Source organism: Acinetobacter sp. YH12112, assembly GCF_013418945.1.
In the GTDB taxonomy this organism is placed as follows: domain Bacteria; phylum Pseudomonadota; class Gammaproteobacteria; order Pseudomonadales; family Moraxellaceae; genus Acinetobacter; species Acinetobacter indicus.
In genome coordinates this window covers 40,964-54,280 of record NZ_VPBA01000015.1, presented here as the reverse complement: position 1 = coordinate 54,280, position 13,317 = coordinate 40,964, and the positions used below count along the sequence as shown (strand labels likewise).

Annotated in this window: 8 protein-coding genes and 1 pseudogene; 4 read left to right on the top strand and 5 right to left on the bottom strand. The window is 38.8% G+C overall.

Going from position 1 to position 13,317, the window contains the following annotated elements:
- Window positions 1-385: 385 nt before the first annotated feature.
- From FTU50_RS07485 to FTU50_RS07465, 5 genes and pseudogenes are all read right to left on the bottom strand, one after another.
- Window positions 386-1,497: pseudogene (locus FTU50_RS07485) on the bottom strand (IS66 family transposase); the annotation flags it as partial.
- A gap of 61 nt (window positions 1,498-1,558) precedes the next feature.
- Entirely contained in the window at window positions 1,559-1,876 is a 318-nt protein-coding gene (tnpA, locus tag FTU50_RS07480) for an IS200/IS605 family transposase (RefSeq protein WP_257229519.1), read from the bottom strand.
- A 329-nt stretch (window positions 1,877-2,205) separates the two neighbouring features.
- Window positions 2,206-5,394: a tyrosine-type recombinase/integrase gene (locus FTU50_RS07475; protein ID WP_154320135.1), complete on the bottom strand. Its 3,189-nt coding sequence runs from the start codon at window positions 5,392-5,394 to the stop codon at window positions 2,206-2,208.
- Window positions 5,378-7,648: a hypothetical protein gene (locus FTU50_RS07470; RefSeq protein WP_070153152.1), complete on the bottom strand. Its 2,271-nt coding sequence runs from the start codon at window positions 7,646-7,648 to the stop codon at window positions 5,378-5,380. The genes FTU50_RS07475 and FTU50_RS07470 overlap by 17 nt, the downstream gene beginning before the upstream one ends.
- A complete protein-coding gene (locus tag FTU50_RS07465; protein ID WP_094069346.1) occupies window positions 7,635-8,339 on the bottom strand; it encodes a hypothetical protein in 705 nt (234 codons plus the stop codon). The genes FTU50_RS07470 and FTU50_RS07465 overlap by 14 nt, the downstream gene beginning before the upstream one ends.
- Window positions 8,340-9,413: 1,074 nt before the next feature.
- Here FTU50_RS07465 and FTU50_RS07460 point away from each other — a divergent pair.
- The 4 genes from FTU50_RS07460 to FTU50_RS07445 are packed head-to-tail and all read left to right on the top strand — an operon-like array spanning window position 9,414 to window position 13,195.
- Window positions 9,414-9,704, top strand: coding sequence for a helix-turn-helix transcriptional regulator (locus FTU50_RS07460; protein ID WP_070153163.1), 291 nt, complete (start codon window positions 9,414-9,416; stop codon window positions 9,702-9,704).
- Window positions 9,694-11,043: a type II toxin-antitoxin system HipA family toxin gene (locus FTU50_RS07455; protein WP_154320132.1), complete on the top strand. Its 1,350-nt coding sequence runs from the start codon at window positions 9,694-9,696 to the stop codon at window positions 11,041-11,043. Before FTU50_RS07460 ends, FTU50_RS07455 begins: the two co-directional genes overlap by 11 nt.
- Before the next feature lie 18 nt (window positions 11,044-11,061).
- Complete coding sequence (locus tag FTU50_RS07450) at window positions 11,062-12,066, top strand: YecA family protein (RefSeq protein ID WP_070153169.1); 1,005 nt, start codon at window positions 11,062-11,064, stop codon at window positions 12,064-12,066.
- 10 nt (window positions 12,067-12,076) lie between these two features.
- On the top strand, window positions 12,077-13,195 hold the full coding sequence (locus FTU50_RS07445) for a hypothetical protein (protein WP_179989052.1): 1,119 nt from the start codon (window positions 12,077-12,079) through the stop codon (window positions 13,193-13,195).
- The last annotated feature ends 122 nt before the right edge of the window (window positions 13,196-13,317 follow it).

The following is a 13,317-nucleotide window of genomic DNA, read 5'->3' as shown; positions in this document are numbered from 1 at the left end:
AAAAATAGTTAAAAGAATAGATATTATTTTTAGATTTTACACTTTTGTTGTTCCTCATATATTTTTGCAGAAAAAAGTTTTTCAGTGCTCAAAAAATGGTGTGGTTAAGATAGGGAGATCAACCAAGTTTTAAGTATATAGAGTAATTTAGATAAAAAATTACTAAATATTTTTATAGCCTTTGTATAAAGCAGCGGATCATGAAAACTATTAAAATAGCCTAAGCTTATTAGCTTTGTTGTAAAAATTTACTCTGAGATGCTTCTTAAGCTAGATATTTGATGCTGTTGCGTCTAGCCACAAATGATAAGCTAAAGACCGTTTTAGCTAAAGATGATGACGATCAACTTGGCGATACCATTGATTTGTAAGTATCCTCTAAACTCTATGCCAATCTTTTAATTTGGATCACTTTGTATGTCGGCAACTTTTGCAGTACACCATTTAAATAGGCATACAGATCTAGACCATTCAACTTTGCTGACTGGATCAATGTCATGATGTTAGCAACTCGCTGACCACTGCGCAGTGATCCAACATACAACCAGTTCTTACGACTTAAAGCCCAAGGGTGCATTTGGTTCTCCACCAAATCATTGTAAATAGATAGATTACCATCATCTGAATAGCGGCTTAAGGCTTGCCAGCGCTTTAGAGTGTAATTGATTGCCTTAGCGGTGGTAGAACTTGATGGCACCATCAGATGATGTTGGTTGAGCAATTCATATAGTTGTTGCATCACTGGTTGACTATGCCGTTGCCGGTATTCGCAGCGTTGTTGCGCTGTACCGTCGGTCTTGTGCCTTAACTCTGCTTCTATCGCATACAATTTCTGAATCAGCACCAGTGCCTGTTCAGCAATCTGACTTTTCCCAGTGATATGCAGTTCATGGAATTTACGACATGCATGTGCCATGCAACCTACTTCAATGATCTGACCTGATTTGAAATGTGCTTTATAACCACTGTAATCATCACAGACCAGATGTCCCTGCCAGCCATTCAGGAATTCTTCTGCATGCAGACCTGAACGGTTTCTTGAAAGTCATAGATCACCCCCTTGCTGCAGCACCACCTGTTTTAAGGCATTGACCAGAGGTTCAAGTGTCTACACCACAGCGACCAATCCAATCTGACAGGGTGGATCTAGATAGATCTACACCTGCGCGCAGAAAGATCTGTCGCTGACGATACAGCGGTAAGTGATCAGCATATTTGGATACCAGCACATGGCTAAGTAACTCAAGTGTCGCAATACATTTATCGATCACATAGGCAGGCATCGTTTGCTGAGTCAGGGTGTCACATTGATCACAAACCCATTTACCACGCACATGCTGTTCTTTATAGAACTGCGCTGGTCTGAAATTCAATTTTTCACTGATATTCGCCGATACGACGCAGTGTGCACCCACAGATGTATTGCGTTGATGCAGATTCATGCTCAATACGTACGGTTGCTAAATGATCTGGGAGTAGTCGACGTTTATGTTTATTTATCCAATGAGCCGTAAAACACCCTCATTTATGGAGGTGATATAAGGCTCGATTTTTAATTCTAATGAGGTGATTGTTGTTGCTCGATGTATTGTTTAATAATTTCTAATGGCGCACCACCGCAACTTGAAGCAAAGTAACTTGGCGACCATAAAGAATCACCCCAAAGTTTGTTTTTAATTTCAGGAAAGTCTTTTCTAAGGTGGCGACTAGATAGACCTTTTAAGCTATTCACTAAATTTGAAATAGCAACTTTTGGTGGGTAATTAATTAATAAATGAACATGATCATCCTCCCCATTAAATTCAATCAATACAGCATCAAAATCCAAAGCCCGATATTGGCAATAGTCACCAACATAATATACATTAAATTGTATAAATTGCTGTGTATATAAGTACAATGAAATAAACAACTTACGTTTTCAAATATTTTTTATTGGAATTAATTTTTATTAAGATCGTTTAATTGTGGTCACATAAGTTTTTAAAAATTTACCAAATTATCACCAACATAATTTTGTGATGATTAATTAGGTAAACCGAATGGTAAAAAATCAGGTTGATGGAATTATATATGGCCAGCCTAGGCTTTTATCAGCATTAATTAACTGTATAACCCCCAAAAAAAATTAAAACAGACACTCACCATTAAAACTTAGGTGTAGCACGAGAGTTAAGCAGTATCCGTTACGATGATTTATTGAAGTCATTTTATTTCTAACTGCAATTGAGCAGGCCTACCAATGCAAGCCAGATGTAAACAAAATTTAAAAGCCGGTAGTGCTTTGCCTTGTTTTAAGGAATATAGCTGTAAGCGTGCATTATTTTCTTTTGTTGTTGGGTAACCTTCTAGTTTCTGATTTGCCTTGGCAAGTTTGAGTAGATTCGGCGTAATTTCTTTGTTTAAAAAATTAACCATATCTATTCCAAGTAAATGCCACATGTTGGCAGGAAACAGATCTTTGGCCGCATAGTAGAATTTTTCCAGATTCTGAATATTTTTCCGCGTTGAATGTAAACCTGTATGTGAAGCAGTTACGTGATTAATAAAGAATTCTAAGACATACCTAATATTTTCAGGTGACTTTTGATAGCAGGCTTGTAGATAGTTAAAAAAATGTGTGACCAATAAAAGGTCCTCATTAGTATCAATCATTGACGGTTTGATGTATTGCAGTTCGGTTATATGAAAAAGTCTTGGATTGTTTTTTCTAGATTTAAGTTGTTTGAGTTGGATTGCATTGTCATACCAATACTTGATGAGCTCATGAGATAGGCAAAGTTCTTGTGCTACGCGCTCCGTATCATATTTGTATAACTCTAATAAGCAGAGTGCCTTATAAAATAGATCAAGATCGATTTTAGATTCTGGAGTCGCGACAAAATAGTCAAAAATACAATGTTCTTGCGTTTGATTTACCTCTAATTCTGCATGTAGTGTGTGAGCATTGCTCGCTATCCATTTTTCTTGATTGTTTAGAAGGAGTTTACAGAGCGTTGTAGCATGCATTTCAAAATTGAATTCAGACTGATCATTGAGCGATTTTAGAAAATGTAACTCTTGTGTTGAATTGCTTATCCCCAGCATTTTCTTAACCAAACCATTGCTTAGTAATGGGCGATATTTGGAAAATTGATAACCTGCAATAAAGTAAGCTACATGAATATAACTTTTAAAGGTCTCGATGGGTTCGAGATGCCCCAAAAGATGTGCGATGATAATCCAATGATTTTGATCAATTGAATTACGTAATAACTCAGCCCTGAGCTGATTATATTCAACTTCCGTATAGTCTGTGAGGCTATCAGACAAAAAATGATAATCACATTTAAAAATTAATGCTAAATGATTTGCTGCAGAATGTCTAAATGAATGAAATGTATAGTGATGTTGCTTGAATAACTGATCCATAAAATTTTTAAAGGGTGCAGTCAGCATGTGCTGGCTGAGTTTCTTATTCTCATTGAACTGACTGAATAAATAATCATTCGGTTTTTTTGTTAACCGCTGTTTGACAACATATTGATGAAATTGTTGATACTCAGATGCTTTGAGTAAGCAATACACGGGCACGCTACGTTGCGCGCTGTCAGTCTTTAATCTGTGTTCATTGCCTATTTTTTCTGACCCATATGGCTTGACCAATAATGATATTCTGTTTAATCCTTCAGTATCTTTGATACGTAAACCAATCATTTCATTAATTCGCATCCCAGTTCTGTAAGCAAGCGTATAAATAAGACTAAGATTTTCATAGTCATGTTGAGAGATGATATTTTGTAGATGTGCTTGTTGAAGTTTTTTGATTAACAGTTGAAATGTGACTGGGCTGATAATACGTGTGCGTGGTCTGGTTTGTTGATCCAGCGTCTCTAAAGTGAATGCTGGGGCATCGAATAGTTGTTCTTGAAATTGATGAAAACGTTTGAGTGTTTTTACAATTTGAGCAGCCGATTTTTTAACAGTATCTTCGAGCAGACTTTCAGCAATACAGTTATTTTGATAAATCTGTGCATATATTTTTTGCAGGCGTGTTTCTTCATCGTCCTCAGAAAATTGATATTGTAAAGAATAGATTAGCCAAGGCTCACCAATTCGAGTGTAGTATGTGTAAATTGAGCTTTTGGCTAACTGGCTATTGTTGGAAATGATTTTAGCAAAAATTGTAGCGCAAAAATCAAATCTCTGAGCTAGCAGATCTATATCTTCTTGAGGTGGTTTAAAGAGACTAATTAACCACAGGGTGATTCGTTTACTGTATTCATTAAAGAGTTTTGCATTCTCCATACAATAATCGATCATGAGTTGATAGATTGGGGCATCTGTTTGGCGAAGACGAATAATTTTTAATAAGTCTTTATGAATTTTTAGTACATCTTTTAGTGCATCTTGCTCATGATGCAAATAAACAGTTTGTGGAGGTAAATTCTTAGACTGATGAATGACTTCAGTAGTGAGCTCATGCTTATATTTAAATTTTGGTTGCACAAAACGCTCAAACTCTTGTTCGGGTAAACCACAACTGAGTAAATTCCCGATGAGGCATTCAGAGAGCGCCGGATCTATATCTACGTTGGGAAGCTGTAACCAGTTGTAGCGAGCATGCTGAAGTAAATGCGATAAGCTATTTTTTTTAAACTTTTTCTTTATTTTTCGAAAGATATACTCAAGATAGCCCTCTACGGGAAGATGAACATGTCGAATATCTCTCAGATTAAAATGTATTAGCCACAGACGTGTGACGGGGTCTGGAATAAAATTTCTAGATTTTCGAACAGTATATTCATCAATAAAAATATCGCCATAATGATTAGAATGGGATTCTAAAAAAAGAATATTAAGGTCTTTATAATGGCGTACTTTTACTGGATTTCTGAGGTGTTCAAGCAAGGCATTAAGTTCAGCTTTTTCATTTAAGCCACCAAATAGAATGGCAGACAATATAATATTGCCCACGATTTCCTCATTTGAGAATGAGTCACAGCTTTCAGCCAATTCCCAATAATTATAAAGCTGTTGTACGAGGTCATTTATTTCATGACCATCGGCATTCCAGCTCATGGTCACGATAGGCTTATCTCTTTTAATATCTAAAACAGCATGAGGCAGCTCTAAATCCAAGCGATGCTGAGCATTTAACTCTTTGATGTAATCTTCAAAAAAATCATATGCAAACTTGATCCACTTTTTACTCGTAGAGTTTTTCTTGATGTGGCTATAAACCTCGCCGTAATCACCTAGCAAATGTGGATTCTGATCAAACTGCTGTTCTGAAAAATATTTGCGGAGTGAAGCATGAACTTCATTTTGAATTTTTTGTTCATTTAATTGTCGAGTAAGTTCTCGTTTCTTTTCGGCAAACAGTTGATCTGCTTTTTTAAGCGATGAGGACATTTAAATTCACTCCAATAATTTCAAAATATTCCTGCATTTCATTTAAATGTGTTGCGAGCGCGCGATATTGGTTCAGAGACAAACTAGAAAATGGATGTGCGGCTTCCTGTTGGAAGGCTTCATGTCCAAAAAGTGCAAGTATTAAAGGCTCGGGGATTTGTTTGTTGGTGAGAAAGGCACGTGTTGTATGGCGGTGCCAGTTGGGATGTGCTAACCCAACTTCAGGATGAAAGTCACGCACATTGGAAGGTGTAAGCGGAGTGAGTGTGCCATTTTGTAAAAGATTTAACAGAGGCTGTTCATTATTAAATATGGCATCAATTTGGGCTGAGATTTCGCGGTTAATCGCCATGTAATGTTGTTGGATATGTTCGAGGAAACGAAGATATTTCTTTAATTCACCGATGAGAAATGCACAAAGTGGAATCAAGCGTCCAAAGCCACGTCTACCACCGACCTCTTTGTCAGACAGCATAATTGTCTGTTGCTGAAAACTTATATTATTCAAAAAACCTGGAAAGTCCCGAACAGGTCGTGCAGCGGTAAACAAAAGTAGGATATGCCACATCCAAATGCTATAAGCATTAAAACTTTCTACCCAGTCGTTATCTGAAGTCGTATAAATTTTGGTGTAAAGATAGAAAAGGATGTCCTTTATGACATTTTTACTTGGTGCTTTTTGGCTACCAAAGCAGATGGACTGATCACTATAGACAATATCACCGTAGTCATTTTCAGCGAGCTGTGTACATAGTTCAGATAAAACTTTGACATAATTTTTTTGTAATTTATTTACATTGTAATGGCAGTAAGAGCTTGAAGAAGAGTGACTTGCATCTACACCAGTGATGATGTCAGCAAGTTGCCTATTGCCTGTTTTTTGCAAAATAACATGATGCAGTAATGAGCTAGTTTTTGATAAGTTCAGCTGAGGAATTTTGACTTCATCTTTTATTATTCTAATTTTTTTCTTTAGCTCATCTTCAGTGATGATTGGTTCTGCTTTGATACGATCAATAAAGTGATTTGGGATAGGGATATCTAAATGAACGGTGTTATTGATCAGTGACTCCGGATATTCAAACGTTGCATCTTCAAAAATGCTGAATTTGGTTGAGAGATAGTATTGGTCACTTTGCAATTTAATGACTTGGCGATGATTTAATCTTTTTACACGCCTTTTTTGAAAATTTAACCAGTCTTTAAAGCCAACGCCTGTGATTAAGCAAAGTAATACAACGAGCACGCTTTTATCATTATGTTTTTTATCATCATGATACAGGTATGTAATTAGGTCAGAAATAGTATAAACACTTGGGAGTAAACAACTTGCAGTGAGCAAATGATCTTGTCGTTGCATATGTTTTGGAATTAACGAAAGTGCCATACGTTGGGCATTTTTAGAATGTCTGGCAAGTGGTGTAATCTGATCTGCTTGAACAATAACAGAGGGGTCTTCTTGCTCGTCAAGGGCTTGCTCATTAGCTAAACCTCTATTACTTTTTTTAGTCTCAATGATTTCGTTAATAGTTCCATCGGTATCCCATGTACGATATTGCAGTTTACTATCTACACTTGATTTGGCAATTTTTGGACGGCTTTTTAGTACATAATTGAATGCAATACGTAATTCATCACAGAAATTTTTCTGAAAATCATTTAGTTCTTGATCTGCTTCAGGTTGAAGAGCAGACTCTACAAATTGCTCTAATGATAGAAATAAAGCAGGGAATTTAAGAGTTAAGAATGCTTGATAATCTAATGCGTGAGCATCTTTTTTTTTTGCAAAAAAAGACTTGTTTGCAACGCGGAAACGCTGAAATAAGCGCTTAATCGTATTGAGATGCTCTGTATGTTGTTTTTCAAATAAATCTGGTTTGATCTGCGGCAATGCTAATAAATATAGTGCTGCTTTAAGGACGAGCACATTCCAGGTGAGTAGTTCCGTGTGCGCATGATAAATGCTGGCAATACTGTTGATGTAATACGTGATTGGGGAATCACCAATTTTAGATTTTCTAGACGCTTGGAGAGTAGCGGGAATGCGAGGTGGTGAACTTGTAGAAATATCAGATTCAATCTCACTGAGAACAAGCCCCTTAAGATAATCTGAGCAGTCATGGTAAACCAATAGATCTGCGATAAAGTTAATATGTGCATGAAGACACAAATCCTCTGCATTAAAAAGCTTTTTTAATAAGTCTGATAATAAAATTTTGGGTTGAGGAAGGGGCTTAGTTTCACTTTCGTGCATATGAACAATTCCAAAAATCTGTTGGATTTGGTGAAAAATCATTTTGATTTAAATAATGATCGACGACTTTTGATTGCTTGCTGACTTCGTCAAGTAGATGCTGGCGACGTGCATGGATTTTTCTGTTTCTATTGTGGAGTTGTGTATGGCTAAAATTGAGTAACTTACCAAGCCCCTCAAGACTGAGCGTTTTATGTGCTTTGAATGAATGTAAGCGATTAAAGTCGAGTAAAACTTCAGTCGAAATATATCGGTTGATCGCTTGCTGAAGATGCTGCGGATTTAAATTGTGTATATCAAAAGTATTTGCTTGCAAAAAACTTAAGAATTCAAAGCTTGCATAGTGTTTGAGTTGTTGTTGTAAGTTGGCATCAGGTGGGAACGTATATACATGTAATTCCTGAGGTGAAGGCGGAAGCTTCATGTGATGCAGGTACAAATCAAAATTATCAGCGATCCAGAAATTGGATATTCCTGCTATAGACCAAACATTGAGTTTGTTTGATGCTAAACGAAAATGAGAAGTTAATCGTAGAGCTCGAAAGGCCATGTGATAGCAGTGATGAATGCCAGCAAAATCTGGATGAGTGTTTAATGCGAGTTTAGAAAGATCTCGCTTGAAGATAATTTTGGGGTTATCAAAATTAAATGAACATTCAGAAGTTACTTGTTTACGCGTTCCACGGCACATATTTAGATTATTAAAATATAACTATGATACATTTCTACTATTTAACTGTTTACTTTTCAAGTAATCTAACGGTATTTATTGTGTAAGTGTAGAAAAGTAGACACAATTTATAGTTTTGGTGTGCATAATTTAATTTGGTTCTATTTTTATTAGTAATATTTTTAAGCTATTACCGAGGTTGGGATTGATTGATTGTATGGCTGTGATTCCTGCTACAAAGTAGTAAAAGTTAGATCATAAAAATACCCCAACCTTGGCAAGGTCACCGAGATTTATTCCATTAAATGACCTTAATTATAAGTATATGATTTGATTACTGGTATATAGTTTTTGGTGGAGTAAAATTTTGATCAATTTAGATCATTTAATGTGGTTTTGGTCACTTCATTTTAGACATTTTAGTTTATAAAAGTCACCTATGTTTTGATGCTGATTTTCGTGAGAAATAATAACAATATATAGTTTAATATAATGATTATTAATAATTTATAAATCGACTACAACATGTAGTAGCGAAGATGCTCAAAATGCACTTACTACGTAACATCAGTTAAATAAAAGTCTCCCACAAACCCAATACGGTTCACTTGGGCCTATGCAGTCTGAAACCCCAACCTTGGCAATAGTCACCAACATAATTTACATTAAATTGTATAAATTGCTGTGTATATAAGTACAATAACATCAATAACTTACGTTTTAAAATATTTTTATTGGAATTAATGTTTATTAAGATCGTTTAATTTTGGTCACATAAGTTTTTAAAAATTTACCAAATAATCACCAACATAATTTTGTGATGATTAATTAGGTAAACCGAATGGTAAAAAATCAGGTTGATGGAGTTATATATGGCTGAACCGTACCGGGTTTGTCGGAGACTTTTTTATTTAAGTTAGGCCACCTGACCTAACGGGTTAATCTTATGCTGCTGTTAGGGTCTAAAAATAGCAGTTTTGAAGGGCTTTATCGAGTGATTTTTTCAACACTCTACGCAATTATGGATATCATAGTATCCACTTTATGTTTTATTTCGCTATAATGGATATAACTGTATCCATTTGGTCTTTGCGGATGAATTTTACCTTACTTGATGATACCGATGTAAGCCAAGCTTATGCGGCTTATTTACGTGAGTTACGCAAGCAGGCAAAGCTGTCGCGCGCTGCATTGGCTGAGCGAAGCTGCGTACCTGCGGCCACCATTAAGAAATTTGAGCTGACCGGGCAAATTTCATTTCGTCAATTGCTGTTGCTATGGCAGACACTTGATTCGCTAGATAGGCTTTATCAGCTCACGCAACTTAGCAAAGAACGCGCTGCTATACCCATGAGTATTGATGAGGTGCTAAAAGATGAGTTTTAAACCGATTCAGAAGCTTAATGTTACTCGTACGCTAAGCTCAGGTGAGCAGATATCTGTTGGAGTCTTGGCGCAGAATCGGCAAGGCGTTTTTTTTCAGTATACTGACGACTATTTGCAGCAGTTTGGCAATTTATCACCGTTTACCTTGCAAGCGAATACGCTAGTTCAAGCCGCACCTAAAGCGCCGCACCAAGGTGTACATGGCGTATTTGGGGATTGTTTGCCCGATGGCTGGGGCATGTTGTTACAAGATCGTATTTTCCGGCAAAAGGGCATCCTACCTAATCAATTAACGGCGATGGATAGACTGGCCTTTGTCGGTGATAAAGGCATGGGAGCGCTGTCTTTTGCTCCGGTGTCTGAGTTTTCAGCCACGACATACGCGGACATTGATTTAGCAACCTTGGGCTTAGAAGCACAAACGCTGTTCGATGCTTCAATGTCAGATTATATGGATGATAATCACGATGAGTTAGATGGGCATACGCAACAGGTGTTGGCCGCATTAGTCGCCGGTGGTAGTTCGGGTGGAGCAAGGCCTAAGGCGCAGATTTATATGCCTGCAGGGGAAACTCAGCATTGTCGAACCTTTGCTCAGCCTGGAGATGAGGCTTGGCTGATTAAGTTTACCTCGAAAAATCTCGCGCTCGGGCATGAAGAAGGGTTGTGTGAAGCGGTTTATTTGCAAATGGCCGAGCTTGCCAAGTGCCAACCACCAGTCTGGCAACTCATTGAAGCACCAACTACAAGCGGTGCGTCTGCCTGGTTGGCGCTTAAGCGTTTTGATTATGTCACGGAGCAGGCCCGTTTAAGCGGTAATCGCAGTTCAGGTCGCTTGCATATGCACAGCGCTTGCGGGCTGCTGGATGCAGACTTTCGAACGCCAAGTTTAGATTATATTGACTTGATCAAAGCCAGCCGTCAGTTGTGTAAATCTCCTGCTGCTGGGCAGCTGCAATTTCGCCGTGCCGTTTTTAACCTGCTGTCGTCTAACCAAGACGACCACAGTAAAAACTGGGCGTTTTTGCAAGCGGATGACGGTCAATGGAACCCTGCACCTTTTTACGATGTTACCTACAGCCCACATCCATTCAACGAACACGCCACTGCTTTCGGCGGTTATGGCAAAGCGCCATCGCTTAAGGTGATGCAAAAACTTGCTACTAGTGCTGGCTTTGCGAATTGGAATGATGCAAAGCAAGTTATTGAAGAAGTCGCAGAAGCCATCAGCCAATTTACGTATCTTGCCAAGCAACAAGGGATCAGTAAAACAACAATGTCCGTGATTGCTAAGACATTGGAGCAGCGTAAACAAGAAAATGCAGCGCTTTTTCTATAACAATAAGAAGGGACAGTAATGAAGCTCGGCCGAAACGATCCTTGCCATTGTGGCAGTGGTAAAAAATTTAAACGTTGTTGTATGAGCAGCGTTTCCAAGCAACATGCCCAAGTCTTCGATGATGTTGAAACCATGCTGGCAATGAACCCAAATTTGAGTCTTGATGAACTCAATGCCGCTTTGCAGCACAAAGTGCAAGAACGCAATCATCAACCTCATCCCGATTTTTGTGGCGTAACGCCAACGCAAATGGCCAATTGGCTTTATGCGCCTTTTGATGAATTAAAGTGGGTGACAATTTGCACTCCCGACTCTCTTTCTGCCAGCCCAATAATGCGTTATCTAGCCCTCATTCTTGATGAGGCCATGGCGCAAGAAGGCTCCTTCAAAGCCACGAGTAAAGGCAACTTACCGGCTAAGTTGGTTAAACAGGCCAGTGAGTTATTGCCTGAGTTTGCCGTTGCTCAATTAGAACGTAGTATAAGCATCAGCGAGTTTTCGGGCAGCAATGAAGACAAATTTAATGCCTTGCACTACACCCGAGTGCTTGCCGAAATTAGCGGTATTATTTATCGGCGCAGTGGCCGCTACCATGTAAAAAAATCAGCGCAAAAGCAGTATCAAGCGCTAGGCATACAGGCCTTTTTCAAACCTATGTTAGAGGCCGCTATCAGCAAATATAACTGGGGTTATTTGGACAGTTTCGAATACGATGTCGACTTGCGCACTTTTTGGTTGTTTATGCTGTGGCGTATTCAAAGCCACAACAGTGTGGAGCAGCTTGTGAAAGAGGTGATGACAGCTTTCCCTAATCTATTGCTGGTATTCCCTACGGATGATTACTTCTCGCCAGAAAGAAACTTAAGTATGCTCATCGAATCACGATTTATTGAGCGATTTTTGCAGTTTTGGGGATTTGTAACGATTGACCCAAGACGTTATATAAACGCTGAACAAGTCGCCAGAGTGATTCAGGTACAGCCTTTGTTAAAACAAACTTTTCAATTCACAATAAATAAATAGCAAGGTCACCGTGAGCGAATTTCAATACTATAAATTTGAGCGTCTGGATGGGTATTTAGATGCTAAAGCACGTCAAGCACTCAGAGCCATTTCAAGCCGTGCCGAGATCAGCGCTACGGCCTTTCAGGTGTATTACACCTACAGTGATCTAAAGGCCGAGCCTTTTGAGCTGATGTTAAAATACTTTGATATCGGTTTTTACTATGCCGATTGGGGCTCAATCGATGTATACATCAAGCTACCAGCAGGAACGCTTCCAGATGCGTTACTTGGCTTTTCAAGTGATGGACTTCATGTTCACGAAAACGATGAGTGGCAGTTGCTGATTTTTTCCCTTGAGGAGTGTGATGAGTATTTTGACGATGAGCATGCTGACGACTTTTTCCAGCATTTAGCCGCTTTACGCGGCGGGTTAATGCAAGGGGATTGGCGCCTTGTGTACTTAATGTGGCTCAAAGCGTTTGATTTTAATGATGGCGTTGAGCGAGTGCCGTTAATTCAATTCGATTTTGAGCACCTCAGGGAAGAGGAGCAGTCGTTTGCTGCGCTGTATGATATTCCCTTAGCATTGGTTAAGGCGCTCGCCATGGTGCTGAGCGAACAACCCAGTCACCAAGCCAAACAAACTCAGCTTACGCTTGATGCGTGGATCCATAATCTCTCGCAAGCAGAGAAAGACACGCTATTACGCACGTTGTTTGAGCAAGGCCAGCTAACCCGTCACCAAGCCTTAGCGCTGACGCGAAAAGAACCTGTCAACACAGACGAGATCTATCAATACTGGTTAACTTCCGCCGTCATTTCTCCTTTCATTGAGCAAGCGCAAAGTCAATTACAGCAAGAGCAAGCCGCAGCACTCGCAAAAAAATTAGCTATCGAAAAAGCGGAAAAAGAAAAAGCGTTGACGTATATCTACAATCAACGTGAGCACTACTGGCAGCAATCACAAGAGCAAGCGGATCGAACTTGCGCCAGTGGTTACGATGCGGCATCACGCTATCTGCATCAGCTGTTTGAGGCCTATCAGTTCAAAGCTGATGAAGCGGCGTTTGAACAACGTTTTAAGCGCTTTGTTGTGGCGAATAATAGCCGTAAAGCACTGTTAAATCGCTTGAGTGATTTGCTTTAAACGATGAGGCGATAGGCTGGCCAAATGACGTTAGCAAAAAACCGATTGAGGGTTGGTTGAAAGGTTGTAAGCCCACCAAAGGTCTACAAATTGTTACCTATGAAGTCACTTTGTGTAGACCT